The sequence below is a fragment of the Streptomyces sp. NPDC102279 genome, from assembly GCF_044766365.1.
Lineage (GTDB): Bacteria > Actinomycetota > Actinomycetes > Streptomycetales > Streptomycetaceae > Streptomyces.
The window spans coordinates 1-22,729 of the sequence record NZ_JBIWLU010000029.1 but is presented as its reverse complement, the minus strand read 5'-3'; the positions used below and the strand labels follow the sequence as shown (position 1 = coordinate 22,729).

Below are 22,729 nucleotides of genomic sequence, written 5' to 3'. Positions count from 1 at the left end.
TGAAACTGCTGCCCAAGGGCGGCTGGACCGCCTTCGTCTTCTCTTTACTGGTCACTTTCAACGAATCTCCCGAGAACGAATACCTGGACAACTACGGTGAGACGGAGAGAACACCCCCGACGGGGGGAGGGAAGAGCTCAGGCCTTGCCATGCTTTCCCGCGTTAACGGCGAGCTTTGCGGCCAATATCTGTCCTATCTCGGACAGTGGGCGGGGCTGGGTCATATCCCCATGCACGCAATCGATGGCGTGTACTTCGACGCGTCCGTTCGTATGCGGAGCCCAGACATCGGGAGCGAGTTCACTGCCCGCCTTGTCGGCAGCCGCGGCAAAGAAAAGTATGTCGCCCATGAACTTGCCGACACTGATGTGATCGCTCAAGTTGGCGATATCCACGAAGACTTTGACCAGTGCCGAGAACCCGTCCACGCCAAGGCCGGCGAGAGGGCTTTCGGGTGATGTCGGGTCATGTCCGATGGACTCGACGATGGCACTCAGTGCTTCCGGGCTGTCGTACGACAGCCGCTCGCTCTCCCAGCCGTCAGTGGGGAGGTAACTGTCCATCATCGCGAGCAGAGCGACTTCCTCGCCTGCCTCCTGGAGGCGGACCGCGACGGCGTGAGCCACGATGCCCCCGAAGGACCAGCCGAGGAGGGAGTAGGGGCCGGCGGGCTGAACTGTTCGGATCTCGTTCAGGTAGTCCTCGACCATCTCCTCCAGACCGGGTGCCGCGGCGTCCGGCTCGCTGAACCTACGGGCCTGCAGGCCGAAAAGAGGCTGCTGACGGTCCAGATGGCGCAGGAGGCCGGAGTACGCCCAACTGAGCCCGATCGCCGGATGGATACAGAACAACGGGTCGAGATCCCCTTCGGCGCGCAGAGGGAGCAGGACCCCGAACGAGTGCGCGGACGAGCTTCCCGGCGTCCGGTCCAACTGCCCGACAAGGGTGGCGATGGTGGGGGTTTCGAAGAGGGCGGGTACCGGGAGTTCGACGTTCAGGGTGGTTCGTATGCGGCTGACGAGGCGGGAGGCGAGGAGGGAGTGTCCGCCGAGGGTGAAGAAGTTGTCGTCGATGCCGACGGTGGGCAGGTCCAGGACCTCGGCGAACAGTCCGCAGAGGATCTCTTCGCGGGGGTTCCGCGGGCCGCGCCCGGTTCCGGCGGTGGGCAGGTCGGGGGCGGGCAGGGCGCGGTGGTCGACCTTGCCGTTGGTGGTCAGGGGAAGCCGGTCGAGCATCACGAACGCGGAGGGGACCATGTATTCCGGCAGCAGACCGGCCGCGTGCGCACGTAGAACCTCGGTGTCCAGGGTGTCGTTGCCGGCCTGGGCGACCACATAGGCCACCAGGCGTTTGTCGCCCGGCTGGTCCTCGCGAGCTATGACCGCGACCTGTGCCAGGCCCGGGAAGCGGCTCAATACTGTTTCGATTTCGCCGAGTTCGATGCGGTAGCCGCGGATCTTGACCTGGTCGTCGGCCCGGCCCACGAACTCCAGGAGGCCTTCGTGGGACCAGCGGGCCAGGTCGCCGGTGCGGTACATGCGGCTGCCGGCGAGGCCGAAGGGGTCGGCCACGAAGCGTTCAGCCGTCAGATCAGGCCGTCCGAAGTAACCGCGGGCCAACCCCGCACCGGCCAGGTAAAGTTCGGCGGCCACTCCTGCCGGAACCGGCTGCAGGTTGCTGTCCAGGATGTAGGCGTGCATGCCGTCCAGTGGGCGTCCGACGGGTATCGGTGCGGGCACGGCGTCGTTCGCGGTCCAGGGGGCCTGGGTGGCGAACAGGGTGGTCTCGGTGGGGCCGTAGGCGCAGCGCACGATGGTGTCCGGGCAGTGTTCCAGTACCCGGCGTACCGCGGTGGGGGAGATGAGGTCGCCGCCGGTGATCACTTCGCGGACGTTGGCGAAGCAGCCGGGGTCTTCTTCGGCCATCAGTCGGAACAGGCCTGCGGTGATGTCCAGGCCGGTGATCTCCTCCTCGGTGATCAGCCGGGCCAGGTCGGCGACTCCGAGGTCGCCGTCGGGGGTGATGACGGTGCGTCCGCCGTGCAGCAGCGGTACCCAGAAGGCGTAGGTCGAGGGGTCGAAGGCGTATGAGGCGAGCAGCAGGACCCGCTCGTGGGCGCCTGCCCCGAACATGCTGTCCACGACGAGGTCGAGGATGTCGCGGTGGGTGACCGCCACGCCCTTGGGACGCCCGGTCGAGCCGGATGTGTACATCACGTAGGCGAGTTGGTCGGGCCGGCTCTCCACGCCCGGGTCACCGACCGGCAGCCCGGCCAGTTCCTCGCCCGCGTCAACGACCACCAGGGCAGCGCCAATGGGCAGGCCGCGGGCACGCATGGCCCGGTCGGTCAGCAGCACCGGCGCGGACGTCTCGTCGACGATCCACTGCATCCGCTCCAGCGGATACCCACTGTGCAACGGCAGATAGAACGCCCCCGCCTTCAACACCGCCAGCAGCGCGACCACCAGATCGACCGAGCGCCCCATCAGCACCGCGACCGGCGCCTCCGGGCCCACCCCCAGGCTCACGAGCCGGTGGGCCAGTTGATTCGACTGCTCGTCCAACTCCCGGTAGGTCAACTCCCGTCCGGCGCACCGCACCGCCACCGCACCCGGGGACCGCAGTGCCTGGGCCGCGAAAGCCGCCGGCACCGAACCCGCCGTGACCTCCTCACGGGACTCCGCGCCGGCCGACAACTCCAACAACCGCGCACGTTCTGTCTCGGACAGAATTTCGGCTTCACCGATCCGGCGGTCGGGAGCGGTGCTGAGCTGTGCCAGCACCCGTACCAGCTGGGCCACCAACCGTTCGGCAGTGTCCTTCTGGAAGACGTCGGTGTTGTACTCCAGCATTCCGTCGAGCCCGGCCGGACGGCTGTCGGCCTCGTAGTGCTCGTTGAGGATGAAGCCAAGGTCGAACTTGGCCGTACGGGTGCTGAATACCTCGGAGGCCTCCGTCACCACGCCGGGCAGCGACAACTCGTGTCCACCGGTGTTCTGCAGGACCACCATGACCTGGAACAGCGGATGCCAGGACAGTGAGCGCGTCGGATTGACCGCCTCGACCACGCGCTCGAACGGCACGTCCTGGTGCACGTAGGCGGTCAGGGCGGTTTTGCGGACCTGCTCGAGAAGTTCCCGGAATGTCGGGTTCCCTGAGGTGTCGGTCCTCAACACGAGCGTGTTGAGGAAGAGACCGACCAGATCGTCGAGGGCCTCGTCGGTGCGTCCTGTGCTCGGGGTGCCGAGAGGGATGTCCGAACCCGCGCCCAATCGACTCAGCAGGGTGGCGACAGCGGCCTGGAGCACCATGAACACGGTGGTGTTCGTGTCCCGGGTCAGGTCGATGAGCGTGCGGTGCAGTTCGGCGCCGATCCGGACCGGAACCATGTCGCCGCGATAGCTGGCCACCTTCGGCCGGGGGCGGTCGAAAGGCAGCTCTAGTCGGTCCGGGCTGCCCTCCAAAGCCGCTGTCCAGTAGGCGAGTTGCTTGCACAGCAGGGACTGGGGGTCTTCTTCCGAGCCGAGGAGCTGTCGCTGCCACAGGGTGTAGTCCGCGTACTGCACCGGGAGCGCGGGCCACGTCGGGGCCCGACCCTGGAGCCGGGCGCGGAACGCGGTCTCCAGATGGCGGCCGAGAGGCCCCATCGAAGCACCGTCGCTCGCGATGTGGTGCATCAGCAGCAGCAACACCCGCTCCTTCGGGCTGACGGTGAACAGCGTTGCCCGCAAGGGCGGTTCGGCGGACAAGTCGAAGACGTACTGTCCGGCCGTCCGCAGCGCGGCATCCATTTCCTTTTCGCCACAGCTGACGTGGTGCAGCTTCAGGTCGACGGCGTCCGCTGCCAGCACCGTCTGTACCGGGGTTCCGTCGATCTCCTGGAAGACCGTCCGCAGGCTCTCGTGCCGTACCACCACATCGTTCAATGCCTGTTCGAGAGCATCCGAGTCCAGGTCCCCGCTGATCCGGAACGCCACCGGAACGTTGTAGGTGGCACTCGGCCCCTCCAGCTCGTTCAGGAACCACAGCCGGTTCTGCGCCGGCGACAGCGGAACCAGCTCCGGACGCTCCATCACCGTCAACGCGGGCCTGGCCGAGCCGGCCTCCGCGACGCGACCCGTCAACGCCGCAACCGTGGGAGCCTCGAACAAGGTCCGCACCGGCAACTCGACACCCAGGACCGACCTCATCCGGCTGACCACCCGGGTCGCCAGCAGAGAATGCCCGCCCAGCTCGAAGAAGCTGTCGTCGACACCCACCGCCGGCACGCCCAGGATCTCCGCGAACAGCCCGCACAGGATCTCCTCCTGCGGAGTCCGCGCACCGCGCCCGCCCACCTCCGTCTCGTACACGGGCGCAGGCAGAGCCCGCCGGTCCAGCTTGCCGTTCGTCGTCAACGGCAAACGGTCCAGCACCACGAACGCCGAAGGAACCATGAACTCCGGCAACAGCCCGCCCACATGAGCACGCAGGGCATCCCCGCCCGCCCCATCGCTCCCGGACCCGGCCACCACATAACCCACCAGACGCTTGTCACCCGGCCGGTCCTCCCGCACCACGACCGCAACCTGTGACACCGCCGGGTGACGACCCAGCACCGCCTCGATCTCGCCCAGCTCGATGCGGAAGCCGCGGATCTTCACCTGGTCGTCGACCCGGCCGACGAACTCAAGCTGGCCGTCACCGCGCCACCGCACCAGGTCCCCGGTGCGGTACATGCGGCGTCCGGCGGGGCCGAAGGGGTCGGCCACGAAACGCTCCGCCGTGAGTCCCGGGCGACGCAGGTACCCCCGGGCCACGCCCTCGCCCGCGATGTACAACTCTCCCGGCACCCCTCGCGGAGCCAGCCGCAGCCGCTCGTCCAGGACGTAGGTCCGGGTGCCTCTCACCGGGGCTCCGATGGGGGTGGACGCGGACGGATCGGTGCCGGACAGCGGCTCGCTGGCCGTCGCCGAGATCGTCGACTCGGTGGGCCCGTAGAGGTTCAGCATCCGCCGTCCGTCCGCCCAGCGCGCGGTCAGTGCCGGGGGACACGCCTCGCCGCCGACGCTCAGTACGCGCAGGGCGGGGAAGTGCCGCGCCGGCAGGGTGGCGAGCACGCTGGGCGGCATGTCGGCGCAGGAGATCCGGCGTTGTTCCAGATAGTCGCCGAGAGCGTCCCCGACCAGGGGGCCGGGCGCGGGGACGACGAGGGTCGCGCCGAAGCAGAACGCCCGGAGGAAGTCCTCGAAGGCCATGTCGAAGCTGATCGAGGCCAGCTGCAGGACACGGTCGTCGGGCCGGACCTGGTACTTCTCCGCCACTGTGGCGGCCAGCGCGCAGATGCCGCGGTGGGTGACGGCCACGCCCTTGGGCGTGCCGGTGGAGCCCGATGTGTAGACGGTGTACGCCAGGCCGTCGGGCCGGAGCCGGGAGGTCCGCTCTGCATCCGTGGGATTGGCGCCGTCGAGTCCGGCCAGGGCCACCGCGTCGTCGAGGACCAGGGTGGCCGGGCCGTCCTGCGGGAGCCGCCCGGCCATCTCTCGGCTGGTGAGCACGCGGACCGGGGCGGCGTCGTCGAGCATGAACGCGATGCGGTCCGCCGGGTACTCCGGATCGACGGGGAGGAAGGCGGCGCCGGCCTTCAGGATGCCCAGCAGTGCCGCCACCATCTCCACCGACCGGGGCACCGCCAGCGCGACCAGTTGCTCGGAGCCGACGCCCTCCCGGATCAGCCAGCGGGCCACTTGGTTGGCCCGCGTGTTCAGCTCGGCATAGGTGAGTACGGTGCCTTCGTGCTCCAACGCCGGTGCGTCGGGGCGGAGCGCTGCCTGCTCCTGGAACAGGTCGGTGAAGAACCGGTGCTCAGGAGCCGGGCCCCCCGCTCCCTCGGCGAGCAGCTCGCTCCGCTCGGTAGGGGAGAGCAGTTCGGCGGCACCGATCGGCAGATCGGGGCGCTCGGCGACGGCCGCCAGCAGCAGCCGCAGACCCTCGATGAACCGCTCCGCGGTGCTCACGTCGGACAGGTCGGTACGGTATTCCAGGAAGCCGTCGAGCCCCCCGGGTTCCCCGGCGCCGTCTGTGACCTCGTAGAAGTTGAACGTGAGGTCGAAGCTGGTCACGTCTTTGGTGAGGTCTTCGGTGACGGCCGACAGACCGGGCAGTTCGAACGCGGGGGCCACGTTGCTGTGCATCACCAGCATTACCTGGAACAGGGGATTGCGGGCCAGCGACCGCTCCGGGTTGAGGATCTCCACCAGCCGTTCGAACGGTACGTCCTGGTGGGAGTAGGCGGCCAGGTCGGTTTCTCGGGTCCGGGCGAGCAGTTCGCGGAACGTCGGGTTTCCTGAGGTGTCGTTGCGCAGGACGAGGGTGTTGACGAAGAAGCCGACGAGGTCGTCGAGTGCTTCGTCGGTGCGTCCCGCGACCGGGGTTCCGAGTGGGATGTCCGAGCCCGCGCCGAGCCGGCTCAGCAGGGTGGCGAGCGCGGCCTGGAGCACCATGAACAGCGTGGTGTTCGTGTCCTGGGCGAGGCTGTGCAGCGCACGGTGCAGCTCGGCGTCGATCCTGATCGGGACGGTGTCGCCGCGGTAGTCGGCCACCTTCGGCCGGGGGCGGTCGAAGGGCAGTTCAAGCTGGTCGGGGACTCCCTGAAGCGACCGCTTCCAGAAGGCCAGTTGTTCACTCACCAGAGAACGGGGATCACCTTCCGCGCCGAGGAGCTCGCGCTGCCACAACGTGAAGTCGGCGTACTGCACGGGCAACGGTGACCAGCTCGGCGCCGTACCCGCGCACCGCGCGGCGTAGGCGAGGCTGATGTCACGGGCCAGCGGGGCCAGCGACGAGCCGTCGTTCCCGATGTGATGCTGTACCAGAAGCAGGACGTGGTGGTCCGGGCCGGTGGCGAACAGCCGGGCCCGCAGCGGCAGATCGACGGTGACATCGAAGGCGGTGTTGCCGGCGGCTCGAAGTGCCTCGTCCAGGTCCGCTGCCTCGACCTCCACCACAGGCAGCTCAGGGCGGACCTGGTCGGGCTCCAGAATGAGCTGCTGAGGCTCCCCGTCGACCTCCGGGAACACCGTCCGCAGGGTCTCGTGCCGGCCGATCACATCGGCTATCGCCGCTTCCAGAGCTGCTCGATCGAGATCCCCTGAGAGTCGTACCGCGAGCGGCAGGACGTACGTGGCGCTCGCACCCTCCAGCTTGTTCAGGAACCAGAGGCGGTTCTGCGCGGGTGACAGCGGGATCCGTGCCGGGCGCTCCATCGCGGTCAGTGCAGGCCTGGCCGAGTCCGCTTGCGCGAGCCGGTCGATGAGCGTGGCGATCGTGGGGGTTTCGAAGAGGGCGGGTACCGGGAGTTCGACGTTCAGGGTGGTTCGTATGCGGCTGACCAGGCGGGTCGCGAGGAGCGAGTGTCCACCCAGCGCAAGGAAGTTGTCGTCGATGCCGACCGTGGGCAGGCCCAGGACCTCGGCGAACAGGCCGCACAGGATCTCTTCCCGCGGGGTACGCGGGCCGCGTCCGGCTCGGGCCGGCTTCGGCGTCTCCGGGGCGGGCAGGGCGCGATGGTCGACCTTGCCGTTGGTGGTCAGCGGGAGCCGGTCGAGCACCACGAACGCGGAGGGGACCATGTACTCCGGCAGCAGACCGGACGCGTGGGTGTGCAGACCCTCGGAGTCGAGGGTGTCGTTGCCGGCCTGGGCGACGACGTAGGCCACGAGGCGTTTGTCGCCCGGCTGGTCCTCGCGGGCTATGACCGCGACTTGCGCCAGCCCGGGGAAGCGGCTCAACACGGCTTCGATCTCACCGAGTTCGATACGGAAGCCGCGGATCTTGACCTGGTCGTCGACCCGGCCCACGAACTCCAGCAGCCCCTCAACGGACCAGCGGGCCAGGTCTCCGGTGCGGTACATGCGGCTGCCGGCCGGGCCGAAGGGATCGGCCACGAAGCGTTCAGCCGTCAGATCCGGGCGCCCGAAGTAGCCCCGGGCCAACCCCGCACCCGCGATGTACAGCTCCCCGGCCACTCCTGCCGGAGCCGGCGCCAGAGTCTCGTCGAGGACGTAGGCGCGCATGCGGTCGAGCGGACGCCCGACCGGTATCGGCGCCGGCACCTCGTCAACAGCCCTCCACGCGTACTGAGTGGCGAACAGAGTGGTCTCGGTAGGACCGTACGTCGACCGCACGACGGTGTCCGGGCAGTGCTCCAGCACCCGCTGGACCGCGGTCGGGGAGATCACATCACCGCCGGTGATGACCTCTCGCACACCCGCGAAGCAGCCCGGGTCCTCCTCCGCCATCACCCGGAACAGACCCGCCGTCACCTGAAGCCCGGTGATGGCCTCCTCAGTGATCAGCCGGGCCAGCGTGGCCACACTCAGATCACCATCCGGGGTGATGACCGTCCGCCCACCGTGCAGCAGCGGCACCCACACTTCATAGGTCGAGGGATCGAAGGCGTACGGAGCCACCATCAGCACCCGCTCATGCGCACCCGCGCCGAACATCCCGTCCCCGACCAGATCGAGGACATCGCGGTGAGTGACCGCCACCCCCTTGGGACGCCCGGTCGAGCCGGATGTGTACATCACGTAGGCGAGTTGGTCGGGCCGGCTCTCCACTCCCGGGTCACCGACCGACAGTCCGGCCAGTTCCTCGTCCTCGTCAACGACCACCAGGGCAGCACCGCTGGGCAGACCACGGTCACGCATCGCCCGGTCGGTGAGCAGTACCGGTGCGGCTGTCTCGTCGACGATCCACTGCATCCGCTCCAGCGGGTAACCACTGTGGAGTGGCAGGTAGAACGCCCCGGCCTTCAACACGGCGAGCAGCGCGACCACCAGATCTACCGAGCGGCCCATCAGCACCGCGACCGGCGCCTCCGGACCCACCCCCAAACCCACCAGCCGGTGCGTCAGTTGATTCGCCCGCTCGTCCAACTCCCGGTACGACAGCTCCCGTCCGGCACACCGCACCGCCACCGCACCCGGGGACCGCAGCGCCTGGGCCGCAAAAGCCGCCTGCACCGATTCATCGATCATCGCCACGTTCGACTCAAATGACCGATCCTCGACAAACTCAACAGCATCTGCAGCATGCATTGCCAATCACCCTCTTTCGGTGTTGAGACCGCGCGAAGTTCAGCGGGACCAGCAACGCGGATGATCGTTGCGGAATGTAAAGCCCCGGATGGCGCATGATCGTTACGGAGCGGAAGGCCTCGGATAGCACGTGATCGCCGCGGAATGGTTATTCCGGCAACTCCGCCATCAGATTAGGCGAACGGCCACGGGCGGTCACGCTTCGATGTGGTAGGGAGGCCTGGATCTCAAGCGATCCTGAATCGCACTTCGAGTGCGGACGGTGTCCTTGAATTCGGATCCAGACCCGCTTGAGGATCGCTCCGGCTCCCGTGCGGCCCTGTCGGGTCGAGGGATAGCGTGCCGCCAGTGGCTCACCCAAGAGCTGCCCCGTGGAGATCGAGATAATGCCGTCGCGACGAATTGAAAACAGTCGCACCGCTGACCTGTTCAGCCGAAGAATGGCGCAACAAGAATCACCAGGATCCGGACGGTGGGTACGTCTGCGGCGAGGTCGCGGCTCAGCCCGCCCCGCACGTCACCCAGCCCGTGCACCCGCAAGGAACAGAAGGAGCGAGGTCATGACCAATCCTTTCGAAAACCCCGAGGCGGAATACCTCGTACTGGTCAACGAAGAGAAGCAGTATTCGCTCTGGCCGAAGTTCGCTGAGGTGCCGGCCGGCTGGACCACCGTGCATGAGAACGACCGCGCGTCGTGCGTCGAGTACATCAACTCGAACTGGACGGAAATGCGGCCGCACAGCCTCGTGCAGCAAATGAACACAACGGCGTGATCCCCGACCGCCCCCACCGGCCACAGTTCCTGCCCACACAGTCAACCGAGACAGTGAATCAAATGGCGAATTCGAATGTGTCTATCTTCGATGAACTCTCCATTGACCATGTCGAGTTTTACGTACACGACACGGCGGTGGCTGCAACGCAGTTCATGGACGGCTATGGGTTCGAGATCTACGGAGCTTCCGAACCGGCGGAGTCTGCCGAGGGCATCCGTTCGGTGGCGCTCGGCAAGAATCAGATCCGGCTGGTGCTGACGATGGCCCAGGGTGCTGACCACCCCGCCGCCGCATACGTCGAGCAGCACGGTGACGGGGTGGCCAATATCGCGCTCACGACCTCCAACGCCACGGAGGCATTCGCCGAGGCGGTGCGCCGGGGTGCCGCAGCGGTGGTGGAACCGGCCGAGCGGGACGGGCTCATCACGGCCTCGATCAGAGGCTTCGGAGATGTGATTCACACATTCGTGCAGCGCCCTGCCCGTAGCGATGCGCGGACACTTCCGGGATTCGCATCGGTTCCGGAAAAGGGTGCTCGGTTCGACAGCGGCCTGGGCGAGATAGACCACTTCGCCGTCTGTGTCGAAGCCGGGCAGCTCACGTCCACCGTGGAGTTCTACGAGAAGGTCCTGGACTTCCAGATGATCTTCGAAGAGCGCATCGTGGTGGGCAGTCAGGCAATGGACTCCAAGGTGGTCCAGAGTCGATCCGGCTCTGTCACGCTCACCCTGATCGAACCCGACACCTCGCTCGATCCGGGGCAGATAGACAAGTTTCTGAAGAATCACGATGGCGCCGGCGTCCAGCACATCGCTTTCACCACGGACAACATCGTGAAGTCGGTGGGCCTCCTCAAGTCGATGGGTGTGTCCTTCCTGAGCACTCCGGACGCCTACTACCGGCTGTTGTCCGTGGATCTGACCAAGCACTCCGTTTCCGAACTGCAAGAACTGGATGTCCTGGTCGACGAGGACCATGACGGCCAGTTGTTCCAGATCTTCACCGCCTCGGTCCACCCGAACGGCACATTCTTCATGGAGGTCATTGAGCGTCTGGGGGCTCGCACCTTCGGCAGCGGGAACATCAAGGCACTCTACGAAGCAGTCGAACGGCAGCGGGCTGAAGGGGAGGCTGAGAAGTAATGGCCCATCAGTCCGGGGGACCGGCCGATGAAGCGGGAACGCAGCCCGTGTGCGTGGACGACCTGCAGCAGTCGGCCGCCGCGCGGCTGGCGCCGGCGGTGTGGGATTTCATTGCCGGTGGCAGCGGCACGGAATCAACCCTGGACGCCAACCGGGCGGCCCTGGACAGCGTGTCACTCGTGCCCAGGGTGCTGGCAGGCGTCAAGAAGACCGACACCGGTGCGCTGTTGCTGAACACTTCGGCAGCGCTGCCCCTCGCCGTCGCGCCGATGGCGTACCAGCGTCTGCTGCATCCGGAGGGCGATCTCGCAGCCGCAGAAGGCGCCTTGACGGCGCAGGTTCCCTTCGTGGTCAGCACGATCAGCAGCCACTCGCTGGAAGAGATCGCCAAGGTCGGGGCAGCCTTGTGGTTCCAGCTGTACTGGCTGCACGATCGCGGTCGGATGGTCGAGCTGATGCGCCGAGCCGAGCAAGTCGGCTGCCAGGCATTGATGGTCACCGTGGACGTCCCGATCATGGGCCGTCGGCTACGCGATCTGCGAAACGAGTTCGCGCTACCCTCCTGGATCCGCAGCGCCAACCTTGAGCCCGACGGCCCTTCCGCGGCGCATTCCCCCCGGCCCGGCGAGTCGGCCGTGGCCGCGCACACGAAGATCGCCTTCGACTCCACGTTCGGCTGGTCCGACCTGGAATGGCTCCGGGAGCAGACCCGACTTCCCCTGGTGGTCAAAGGCATCCTTGACCCCAGGGACGCGGAACAGTCCGTCCGGCTCGGGGCCGACGCGGTGGTGGTCTCCAACCACGGTGGCCGGCAGTTGGACGGTGCGCTGCCCAGCATCACCGCACTGCCATGGGTGGTCGAAGCGGTACGCGGACAGTGCCAGGTCCTCATGGACAGCGGAGTCCGCAGCGGCACCGACATCCTGCGAGCACTGGCGCTGGGCGCTGATGGAGTCCTGGTAGGCCGTCCGGTGCTGTGGGGGCTGAGTACCGCCGGGGCGCCGGGAGTTGCTCAGGTGCTTTCGCTCCTGCGGACGGAACTCCAGGAGGCCCTCCTCCTGGCCGGCTGCGCCGACCTGGCCGCCGCCCGCACCTTGCGCTCGTTCGTTTCCGGTATGCCGGGCTGATACCGCGTCTGCGGCCTGATCGCCCTACGACGCCATGGAACAGCTTCGGCATCGTCCGTGAGTACTGACCAATCAAGGAGAAGACGTCATGCAAGGCGCAGAAGACCACGAGTTCGATGTCGTTGTCGTCGGCGGTGGGCCGGGTGGCTCTACCGTGTCCACCCTGGTGGCCATGCAGGGTCACCGTGTTCTTCTCCTGGAGAAGGAAGAGTTCCCCCGGTACCAGATCGGGGAGTCCCTGCTGCCCTCGACGGTGCACGGTATCTGCAAACTCCTCGGCGTCTCCGATGCGTTGGAGAAGGCTTCCTTCATGCCCAAGCGTGGAGGCACCTTCCGGTGGGGGAGCAGCCCCGAGCCGTGGACGTTCTCCTTCTCCGTCTCCTCGACCTTCTCGGGCCCGACCTCGCTGGCCTACCAGGTCGAGCGGATGAAGTTCGACCAGATCCTCCTGGACAACGCGCGTGACAAGGGAGTCGAGGTCCGCGAGAAGAGCTCCGTGGTGGATGTCATCGAGGAGGACGGCCGCGTCTGCGGGGTGATCTACAGTGACGTTGACGGAGTTCGGCACGAGGTACGTAGCCGCTTCGTCGTGGACGCCTCCGGCAACAAGAGCCGCATTCAGAGCCGGATCGGCGGTACCCGGCACTACTCGGACTTTTTCAAGAACATTGCGCTCTTCGGCTACTTCGAGGGCGGAAAGCGGCTTCCTGCCCCCAACTCCGGCAATATTCTCTGCGCCGCCTTCAACTCCGGCTGGTTCTGGTACATACCGCTCACCGATGAGCTCACCAGCGTCGGCGCCGTACTGCGGCGCGATGCCCTGGATCGAGTTCAGGGAGATCGGGAGAAGGCCCTGATGGGCCTGATCGAGGAATGTCCCCTCATCGCGGAGTACCTGTCCGAGGCACGCCGGGTGGAGAGCGGACCCTACGGCGAGGTCCGGGTCCGCAAGGACTACTCGTACTGCCAGGACACGTTCTGGCGCCCCGGCATGGTCCTGGTGGGCGATGCCGCATGCTTCATCGATCCCGTCTTCTCCTCCGGCGTGCACCTCGCCACCTACAGCGGTCTTCTGGCCGCTCGCTCCATCAACTCGTCGCTGAGCGGCGACTTCGAAGAGACCAAGTCCTTCGAGGAGTACGAAGTGCGGTACCGGAACGAGTACTCGCTCTTCCACGATTTCCTGGTGGCGTTCTACGACATGCACCAGGACGAGGACTCGTACTTCTGGAGCGCGAAGAAGGTCATGAACAGCTCGGCGCCCGGACTCGAGTCCTTTGTCGAACTGGTCGGCGGTGGAGCCTCGCACGAAGGCGGACTGGTCGACGCCGCTTCCTACACCGAACAGCGCGAGTCCAAGTTCCGGGAGTTCTCCGAGCTGGCCGACCGGCCCGCCGGCGAGAGCGGAACGGATCGCGAATTGTTCGACTCGACGCTTGTCCAGTCGGTCCTCGAAGAGGGGGCCAAGATCCAGGTCCATGCCGCGCTGGGCGACGCCGAGGACGACGAAGGCCCGATGCGGGAAGGCGGTCTGGTGCCGTCCGCCGACGGCATGCGCTGGGCGGATTTCGCCTACTGACCTGATCTCGCCTCGGGGTGCCGGCAGGCCGGCGGCGTCGGCTGGGCGAGCCCTGCGGCGGCCGGTGGCCGCCCACAGGCTGAAGGGGGTAACGATGATACGAACGATGGCTGTGGTCGGCACGGGCCTGATCGGTACATCGATCGGCCTGGCGCTCAGCCGGCACGGCACAACCGTGCACTTGCTCGACAAGGACGAGGTAACGGCTCGCACGGCCGCCGCCTTGGGCGCGGGAGTGCTGGGCGCCTCGGACGAACAGGTCGACCTGGCGGTGATCGCGGTACCACCGAGCGCGGTCGGCGACGTCCTCGCGCAGATGCAGTCACGAGGGCTGGCCCGGAGCTACACCGACGTGGCCAGTGTGAAGGCGCAACTGGCACGGGACATCCGGAAGTCCGCGCAAACCCCGGCCAGTTATGTGGGTGGGCATCCTCTTGCCGGCCGTGAGGGACGCGGCCCGCTCGCCGCTCGCGCGGATCTCTTCGAGGACCGGGCCTGGGTCCTGACTCCCTCGGAGACGACGTCCCAGGACGCGGTGAACCGCGTGCTCGAGATGGTCGCGCTGTGCGGGGCGGTTCCGGTGATCATGGAGAGTCGCGCGCACGACAACGCGGTGGCGCTGACTTCCCACGCTCCTCATCTGGTGGCCAGCCTCATGGCCGCGCGACTGCAACACCGCTCACGGGAGGCGTTTCGGCTCGCGGGGCAAGGGCTGCGCGACGTGACGCGGACAGCTGTCAGAGACACCGGCTTGTGGAGCGACATCCTGCAGGCCAACGCACCGGCTGTCGCCGGAGTACTCCGGGAGCTCAAAGACGACCTGACGACACTGCTGGCCACCCTCGACGACTTGTCCAATGCACCGCAGGACGTGAGGAGCCAGAGCCTGGAGCCGATGGTGGACCTGCTGAACAGAGGTGCTGCCGGACTGGCCGCGATTCAGGGGTGGCAGGCCGCGGACCGGGAGGCGCACGTGGAGGTGCTGGTCGCCGAGAGCCCCGGGCAGTTGGTGCGACTGCTGGACGCACTCAAGACATTCCATGTGGAGGCCGAGGACGTTGTGCCGCGGCATTCCCCGGAGGAAGGAAACCTGTCCATCACGTTCGCTGTGCCGGCGGCGCGTGCCGGCCGGATCGTCGTCGATTTGGGCAGAGCCGGTTGGAACGCCGCATCCGTCGACCCGGTCGCCGGCGCTCGGCAGCAGAAGACAGCAGGCGTGCTCGCCTCACGAGCCGGGTGAGCTGTACCGGGAATTGTGGGTTCGTTCTTAACGGCTTTTGGTTTCGCATGGCACCCCGGGTGCACGACAACCTCGGTGCAGAGGTTCCGTCGTTCCAAGCGAGTTGACTCTGTTGCTGGCACGGTCCCACCGAATTCATCTCGTCGGCCCGACTCGGCCCGACGCTCACAGCATTGCGACTGCGGATAGAGGACAGGTGAATGTACGCACAAAAAGGCTCCATTACTGACCCTCTTCGTGTGGCTATCATAGGCACGGGAAATATCGGCTGCGATCTGCTGCTCAAGGTCATGGCTTCACCCCATCTCCGGTGCGACTCCTTCGCCGGCCGGCGCATCAGCTCTCCGGGCATAGAGCTCGCCGACTCCCACGGGATCCCGACGACTGCCGGCGGGATCGACGCGGTCGCCGAGATGGCGGACCGGATCGACCTGGTCTTCGACGCGACGTCGGCCAAGGACGCGGTGCACAACTGGAGCATCCTCGAAGGCCTGGGCATCCCCGTCATCGACCTCACGCCGTCGCACCTCGGCAAGTTCTGCGTTCCGGCGCTGAACCTCGAGGAGTGCCTCACCGAACAGAACGTGAACATGGTGACCTGCGGTGGACAAGCCGCCGTTCCCATCGCGCGCTGCTTCAGCGACGCTTCCGACGGCTTGGGATACCTGGAGATCGCCACAGCCAGCTCATCGGCGAGCGTCGGCCCCGCGACGAGGGCGAACATCGACGAGTACGCCTTCACCACTCAGCATGCCACTCATGAATTCTGCCGGGTGGACATCGCCAAGACGATTCTGATCATCAACCCGGCGGAGCCGGGAATGGTCATGCGGAACACCATCGCGGTCCCGGCTTCCGAAAACCTCGACATGGAAGCGCTGCGCGTCTCGGTCGACAACATGGAGAAGCGAATCAATTCCTACGTCCCGGGCTATCGCGTGGTCGTTCCGCCGGTCGCCACCGACGATCGCATCATGGTGACCATCGAAGTAGAAGGACTCGGTGACTGGTTGCCGCGCTACGCCGGGAATCTGGACGTCATCACCTGTGCGGCAGTGGCTGTTGCCGAAGGGCGAGCGGAGGCACGTCGATGAACACACACGCCGAGCGGCAGCTCAAGATCTGCGACACGACCTTGCGGGACGGAAACCACGCCGTAGCCCATCAACTGGGTCATGCGGACATCGTCGCCTACGCCCAGGCCGCCGAACGTGCGGGAGCCGACCTCCTCGAGGTCGGGCACGGCAACGGACTTGGCGCCTCGTCCATCCAAGTCGGACGTGCCGCACTGACCGACGCCGAGATGCTCACAGCCGCGCGCGCCCAGTTGAAGGAGACACGCCTCGGCGTCCTGTCGATCCCCGGGTTCGCGACGGTCGAACGCGACCTGAAGCCCGCACTGGACCACGGAGTCGACGAGGTCAGGGTCGGCGCTCACTGCACAGAAGCGGATGTGACCCGCCAGCAGATCACCATGCTCCGTGAGTTGGGAGTCACGGTCAAAGGCATGCTGCTGATGAGCCACATGGCGTCGACCAAGACGCTCATCGAGCAGGCACGGCTCATACAGGCGTACGGAGCACACGCCGTCATCCTGATGGACTCCGCGGGTGCCTACACTCCGGCCGCAGTTACCGAAAAGGTCGGCGCACTCGTCGAGGAACTCGACATCGAGGTCGGCTTCCACGGCCACAACAACCTGGGCCATTCGGTGATGAACAGCATGGCCGCCGTCAAGGCCGGCGCGACCATCGTGGACGTGACGGCGCGCGGCTTCGGCGCGGGGGCCGGCAACGCCCCGCTCGAACTGGTGGCCGCGAACCTGCACTTGGAACAGATCGAGACCAAACTCCAGCTGTTCGCGGCACTTGACGCGGCCGATCTTGCCGAATCCACCTTCGTCAAGCGCATTCCGACGAACGACAGCGTCACCATTGCGAGCGGAATCGCCGGTGTCTTCTCCGGATTCGCCGCACCCACACGCCGCGCAGCGGAACGCTTCCAGGTGGATCCACGAGAAATCCTGATGGAACTGGGCCGTAGGGGCGTCGTCGCCGGCCAGGAAGACACCATCATCGAAGTGGCGATGGGGCTCGCCCAGCAGAACTCCCTGCACGACGTCATGTGCTGATCGTTCAGAACACGGAGGAACAGAAGTGAACTTGGATTCCGCACGCGAAGTGGGAGCGGATTTTGCGGCGGTCGCCGCACTGCTCCAGATCGGTGCCGAGATCGGCGTGGACCAGGTGCTGGACTCGGGTCGCACGTTCGGTATCGCCGATCTGGCCGAGGCGACAGGTCTACCCCAGGACAGCCTCAGGGAATACGTGCACGCTCTGTCGGCCGCCGGGCTGGTCGCCGCCGAGGACGGAAAGGACCTGTACCGCGCGTCCGACGACTACCCGGACTGGAGGCACGAGGTCGGATATCTGTCCTGGGCGCTGACCGCCAACAGTCCGCTCGTGCAGAACGCCCGGGCCTTCCTCTCCGACGGCACGTCCGCCGCTGACGCCCATCCCCGTGACGGGCGCCGGGTAGCGGTCAGTTCGCGCTGGATAGGGGACCGGGCCTTCTACCCCGCCGTCGTCGAACGGGTCGTGGCCGCCGACGCGAAGCACGTCGTCGACCTCGGCGCGGGCGCGGCCGGTCTGCTCATCGACCTCCTCGTTCAGGACGACAGCCGTTCCGGTGTCGCCCTCGACCTGAGCCCGGCCGCTTGCGCCGCCGCGCGAGAGGCCGCGGGACGAGCCGGCGTGGACGGTCGGCTGCAGGTCATCGAGCGGTCGGTCGAGTCTCTGATCACCGACCCCGGTCCGCTCGAAGGGGCGGACGTCATCCAGGCGTGCTTCGTCATGCACGACGTCCTGCAGAACGAATCCGTCTTCGAGGACGTCCTGCGCACCTGCCACAAGGCCCTCGCGCCGGGCGGCGTCCTGGCCGTGGTCGATGCCGTCTCGTACGGGCAGGAAGCTCGCGAGCTCAAGTTCAGCGCCCTCTTCACCTACCTGCACGCGAATTTCATGGGAATCAAGCTGCCCACCGCGGACCAGTGGGTCGAAAAGTTCCGCAGCGCCGGCTTCTCGAACGTCGAGTGCGTGTCACAGATCATGCCGGGTGGCCGGCTGTTCGTGGCGACCAAGTAGCTTCCCAAGGCCTGAATGGAGGCGTGCCGAGATGGGGACTTCTGCGCCGGCCACCTGCGCAGCAGTCGATTCGGCCACGAGTTATGCATCAGGATCCACACGCCGTTCACGAGCAGATAGCCCTCGAACTGTGGAACGCCAAGAACGAGCGCAAGGCGATACCGTCCATCTCCGCTCGGTATCCCGAGTTCACCGCGCTGGACGCCTACGCCATCCAGCGCACGTTCCGCACCCTGGAACACAAGAACGGGGCGGTGCATGCCGGATACAAGATCGGCGCCACGAGCGTCTCCATCCAGGAGATGTTCGGCGTCGATCAACCGGATTTCGGCTTTCTGACCGAAGGCATGCTGCTCGCCGACGGCGCCCGCCTCGACACGGGATGGTTCATCTCACCCAAGGTCGAGGGGGAGATCGCCTTCCGGATCGGCGCCGACCTCTCCGATCCCCGGACGACGGCCGCCGATGTACTGAACGTCACCACCGAGGTCTATCCCGCCCTGGAGGTGCTCGACAGCCGCATCGAGAACTGGGACATCGCGTGGGTGGACACCGTCGCGGACAACGCCTCGTCGGCCATGGCCGTCCTGGGTGAGGCCGTTCCCTTCGACGGGCGCGACCTCGCCGGCGAGACGATGGTGTTCGAGTCGGGTGACTCCGTTCAGACGGCGAACGGGTCGGCCGTCATGGGGCATCCCGCGGAGTCCGTGGCCTGCCTTGTGCGCATCTTGGCCTCTTTCGGCTCAGGGATCAGTGCCGGCGACCTGGTCCTGTCCGGATCGCTGGCCGCAGCGGCTGACCTCGAACCGGGCGCTGTGGTCAGGGCGTCGTTCCAGTCCTTGGGATCCGTTTCCCTTTCCACTTCCAGCAATTGAGCTCTCCCGCGGCTCTCCCCATCCGAAACACGTTCGACCCCGATATCGAAAGAGGGTGATTGGCAATGCGTGCTGCAGATGTTGTTAATTTTGTCGAGGATCGGTCATTTGAGTCGAACGTGGCGATGATCGATGAATCGGTGCCGGCGGCTTTCGCGGCCCAGGCGCTGCGGTCCCCGGGTGCGGTGGCGGTGCGGTGTGCCGGACGGGAGCTGTCGTACCGGGAGTTGGACGAGCGGGCGAATCAACTGACCCACCGGCTGGTGGGTCTGGGGGTGGGCCCGGAGGCGCCGGTCGCGGTGCTGATGGAGCGCTCGGTGGACCTGGTGGTCGCGCTGCTCGCCGTGTTGAAGGCCGGGGCGTTCTACCTGCCACTCCACAGTGGTTACCCGCTGGACCGGATGCAGTGGATCGTCGACGAGACAGCCGCACCGGTACTGCTCACCGACCGGGCGATGCGTGACCGTGGTCTGCCCAGCGGTGCTGCCCTGGTGGTGGTGGACGAGGACACCGAGCTGGCCGGGCTGCCGGTCGGTGACCCGGGAGTGGAGAGCCGGCCCGACCAACTCGCCTACGTGATGTACACATCGGGCTCGACCGGGCGCCCCAAGGGCGTAGCCGTCACCCACCGCGACATCCTCGACCTGGTCGGGGACGGCATGTTCGGCGCGGGTGCGCATGAGCGGGTGCTGATGGTGGCTCCGTACGCCTTCGATCCCTCGACCTACGAACTGTGGGTGCCGCTGCTGCACGGTGGGCGGACGGTGGTGACGCCCGGAGATGATCTGAGCGTGGCGACGCTGGCCCGGCTGATCACTGAGGAGGCCATCACGGGGCTTCAGGTGACGGCGGGTCTGTTCCGGGTGATGGCGGAGGAGGACCCGGGCTGCTTCGCGGGTGTGCGGGAGGTGATCACCGGCGGTGATGTGATCTCCCCGACCGCGGTCCAGCGGGTGCTGGAGCACTGCCCGGACACCGTCGTGCGCTGCGCCTACGGGCCGACCGAGACCACGCTGTTCGCCTCCCAGGCCCCCTGGACCGCGGCCGATGTGGTGCCGGCGCCGATACCGGTCGGGCGTCCGCTCGACCGCATGCGCGCCTACGTCCTCGACGAGACTCTGGCGCCGGCTCCGGCAGGCGTGGCCGCCGAACTGTACCTGGCGGGTGCGGGGTTGGCCCGGGGCTACTTCGGGCGCCCTGATCTGACGGCTGAACGCTTCGTGGCCGATCCCTTCGGCGCGGCCGGCAGCCGCATGTACCGCACCGGAGACCTCGCCCGCTGGTCCGGCGAAGGCCTCCTGGAGTTCGTGGGCCGGGCCGACGACCAGGTCAAGATCCGCGGCTTCCGCATCGAACTCGGCGAGGTCGAAGCCGTGTTGAGCCGCTTCCCCGGGCTCTCCCAGGTCGCCGTCACGGCTCGTGAGGACCAGCCGGGCGACAAGAGCCTCGTGGGATACGTGGTCGCCGAGGCCGGCAGCAGCAGCCCGGACACGGATGGCCTGCGCGCGCACGCGTCCGGTCTGCTGCCGGAGTACATGGTCCCCTCCGCGTTCGTGGTGCTCGACCGGCTCCCGCTGACCACCAACGGCAAGGTCGACCATCGCGCCCTGCCCGCCCCGGAGACGCCGAAGCCGGCCCGAGCCGGACGCGGCCCGCGTACCCCGCGGGAAGAGATCCTGTGCGGCCTGTTCGCCGAGGTCCTGGGCCTGCCCACGGTCGGCATCGACGACAGCTTCTTCGAGTTGGGCGGCCACTCCCTGCTGGCGACCCGCCTGGCCAGCCGGATCCGGGCGATCCTGGGCGTGAAGCTCTCGATTCACCGGCTACTCAAAACGCCCACCGTGGCCGCTCTGTCCAGCCTGGGCCAGACGGACAACGAGGAGCAGGACAGCGCACTGGAGCCCGTCCTGGACCTGCGGCCGGTCGGCAGCCGTCCGCCGTTGTTCTGCGTGCACCCCGGAGGCGGCATGGCCTGGTGCTACGCCGGGCTGCTGCGCTACGTCCCGAGGGACGTCCCGGTGTACGGGCTGCAGGCCCGCGGTCTGGCCGCGGACGAGCCGCTCCCCGCCGATCTCGATGAGTTGATCGAGGACTACCTCGGTCGAATACGGGCGATCCAGCCGTCCGGCCCGTACTCCCTCCTGGGCTGGTCCTTCGGCGGCAAGGTCGCCCACACCCTGGCGGCCCGCCTCCAGCAGGAGGGCGAGCAGGTGTCCCTGCTGGCCGTGCTCGACGCCGGTACCGGAGGGCACGCCAGCGAGGACAGCACGCGCAGCCGGCGCGATCTCCTGGAGCTCGCGTTCGACGGAATCGGGGCCTTCCACGCCGAACCCGGTAGCGGCCCGATCGAGATGCCGCGAATCCTTGAGCTTCTCCAGTCCCATGGCGGAACTCTGGCCAGCCTCGAGGAACGGACCGTCGCCGCTCTCATCGACATCACGGAGAACAACCTCAAGATCAGCCGGGCGGCAGCCCCCGAGCAGTTCGACGGCGACATGCTCTTCTTCGAAGCGGCCGGGCGGGACGGTGCGTCCACCGGACTTTCGGAGGTCTGGGAACCGCATGTGAGCGGGCACATCGAAAAACACGTGTCCCCCTTCCAGCACATGCAGATGATGAGTACTGATGCGCTCGCGGAAATCGCTCCAGTTCTGGCTCGAGCGCTGAAGAAGCAGTCCTGAAGAAGCGAAGCACTTAAGGAGCCATTGATGTCCGACAAGCCGACGTCCAATAGGTCGAAGCTGCACCGAGGGCGGGTGCTGCGCGTCGAGTGGGTGACCCCGCACATGGCCAGGGTCGTGCTGGGCGGTGAGGGCCTGCAAGGGTTCTCGGCCGGGCAGTACACCGATCACTACATCAAGTTGATCTTCCCTCTGGAAGGCGTGCGGTACCCCGAGCCGTTCGACATCTCGGCCATTCGCCGGGACTTCCCCCAGGACCAGTGGCCCAAGTCCCGTACGTACACGGTCCGTCGGTGGGACCCGGATGCCGTCGAGCTGTCCGTGGACTTCGTCTATCACGGTGAAAGCGGTCTGGCCGGTCCCTGGGCCGCGAAGGTCAAGCCCGGGGAGGAGATCCACTTCATCGGTCCCGGCGGCGGCTACTCGCCCGGGGCGGAGGCCGATTGGCATCTGTTCGTCGGGGACGAGAGCGCCTTGCCCGCGATCGGCGCTTCCCTGGAGGCGATGCCGTCAGGAGCGGTCGCCAAGGCGTTCATCGAGGTCTCCGGTCCGGAGGAGGAACAGGAGATCCGGACACCGGCCGATGCCGAAATCGTCTGGCTGCACCGCGGGGAGCGTCAGATCGGCGACGCGCTCCAGGAGGCCGTCTCCACCGTGGACTTCCCCACCGGAACGGTGCATGCCTTCGTCCACGGCGAGGCGCACTTCGTGAAGGCGATTCGGCATCACCTGCGGGTGGAACGCGGCCTGACACGCGACCAGGTGTCGATTTCCGGCTACTGGCGACGCGGGGCGGACGAAGAGGGCTGGCAGTCCTCGAAGTCCGAGTGGAACCGTGACGTGGAGGACGCGCCGGCGTAGCCGTCGGCCCCTTCCGTGACATCGGTGACCTCGCGCCCCTGTTCGTGGGCGGCGAGGTTCCCGATGGGCCAGTGCGCGTATTTCGGCTGGGGCGACCGGAATTCGCGTGATCCGAACACTTTGTCTCGCTGTAGTTGTCCAGGTATTCGTTCTCGGGAGATTCGTTGAAAGTGACCAGTAAAGAGAAGACGAAGGCGGTCCAGCCGCCCTTGGGCAGCAGTTTCA

The 22,729-nt window shown here is 66.9% G+C and carries 12 protein-coding genes; 11 read left to right on the top strand and 1 reads right to left on the bottom strand.

Annotated features, from left to right (window positions below):
* Nucleotides 1-137: 137 nt before the first annotated feature.
* Nucleotides 138-9,020 (bottom strand): amino acid adenylation domain-containing protein, encoded by an 8,883-nt coding sequence (locus ACIRQH_RS40835; protein WP_404230630.1) that lies wholly within the window; start codon nucleotides 9,018-9,020, stop codon nucleotides 138-140.
* Between the two features lie 620 nt (nucleotides 9,021-9,640).
* On the opposite strand from ACIRQH_RS40835, the gene ACIRQH_RS40830 reads away from it, so the two are divergent.
* From ACIRQH_RS40830 to ACIRQH_RS40780, 11 genes are all read left to right on the top strand, one after another.
* On the top strand, nucleotides 9,641-9,853 hold the full coding sequence (locus tag ACIRQH_RS40830) for an MbtH family protein (RefSeq protein WP_404230627.1): 213 nt from the start codon (nucleotides 9,641-9,643) through the stop codon (nucleotides 9,851-9,853).
* 62 nt (nucleotides 9,854-9,915) lie between these two features.
* Entirely contained in the window at nucleotides 9,916-10,998 is a 1,083-nt protein-coding gene (gene hppD, locus ACIRQH_RS40825) for a 4-hydroxyphenylpyruvate dioxygenase (RefSeq protein WP_404230624.1), read from the top strand.
* A gap of 53 nt (nucleotides 10,999-11,051) precedes the next feature.
* Entirely contained in the window at nucleotides 11,052-12,125 is a 1,074-nt protein-coding gene (locus ACIRQH_RS40820; protein WP_404230621.1) for an alpha-hydroxy acid oxidase, read from the top strand.
* An 88-nt stretch (nucleotides 12,126-12,213) separates the two neighbouring features.
* On the top strand, nucleotides 12,214-13,704 hold the full coding sequence (locus tag ACIRQH_RS40815; protein ID WP_358822314.1) for a tryptophan 7-halogenase: 1,491 nt from the start codon (nucleotides 12,214-12,216) through the stop codon (nucleotides 13,702-13,704).
* A 106-nt stretch (nucleotides 13,705-13,810) separates the two neighbouring features.
* On the top strand, nucleotides 13,811-14,944 hold the full coding sequence (locus ACIRQH_RS40810; protein ID WP_404230618.1) for a prephenate dehydrogenase: 1,134 nt from the start codon (nucleotides 13,811-13,813) through the stop codon (nucleotides 14,942-14,944).
* Nucleotides 14,945-15,183: 239 nt separating this feature from the next.
* Nucleotides 15,184-16,038, top strand: coding sequence for an acetaldehyde dehydrogenase (acetylating) (locus tag ACIRQH_RS40805; protein WP_404230615.1), 855 nt, complete (start codon nucleotides 15,184-15,186; stop codon nucleotides 16,036-16,038).
* A complete protein-coding gene (gene dmpG / locus ACIRQH_RS40800; protein ID WP_404230612.1) occupies nucleotides 16,035-17,075 on the top strand; it encodes a 4-hydroxy-2-oxovalerate aldolase in 1,041 nt (346 codons plus the stop codon). Before ACIRQH_RS40805 ends, dmpG begins: the two co-directional genes overlap by 4 nt.
* Before the next feature lie 25 nt (nucleotides 17,076-17,100).
* Nucleotides 17,101-18,087 (top strand): class I SAM-dependent methyltransferase, encoded by a 987-nt coding sequence (locus tag ACIRQH_RS40795; protein WP_404230609.1) that lies wholly within the window; start codon nucleotides 17,101-17,103, stop codon nucleotides 18,085-18,087.
* An 83-nt stretch (nucleotides 18,088-18,170) separates the two neighbouring features.
* Nucleotides 18,171-18,962, top strand: coding sequence for a 2-keto-4-pentenoate hydratase (locus ACIRQH_RS40790; protein ID WP_404230606.1), 792 nt, complete (start codon nucleotides 18,171-18,173; stop codon nucleotides 18,960-18,962).
* 125 nt (nucleotides 18,963-19,087) lie between these two features.
* A complete protein-coding gene (locus tag ACIRQH_RS40785; protein ID WP_404230604.1) occupies nucleotides 19,088-21,643 on the top strand; it encodes an amino acid adenylation domain-containing protein in 2,556 nt (851 codons plus the stop codon).
* Between the two features lie 27 nt (nucleotides 21,644-21,670).
* Nucleotides 21,671-22,504, top strand: a complete 834-nt coding sequence (locus ACIRQH_RS40780; protein WP_388882374.1) for a siderophore-interacting protein — start codon at nucleotides 21,671-21,673, stop codon at nucleotides 22,502-22,504.
* Nucleotides 22,505-22,729: the final 225 nt, after the last annotated feature.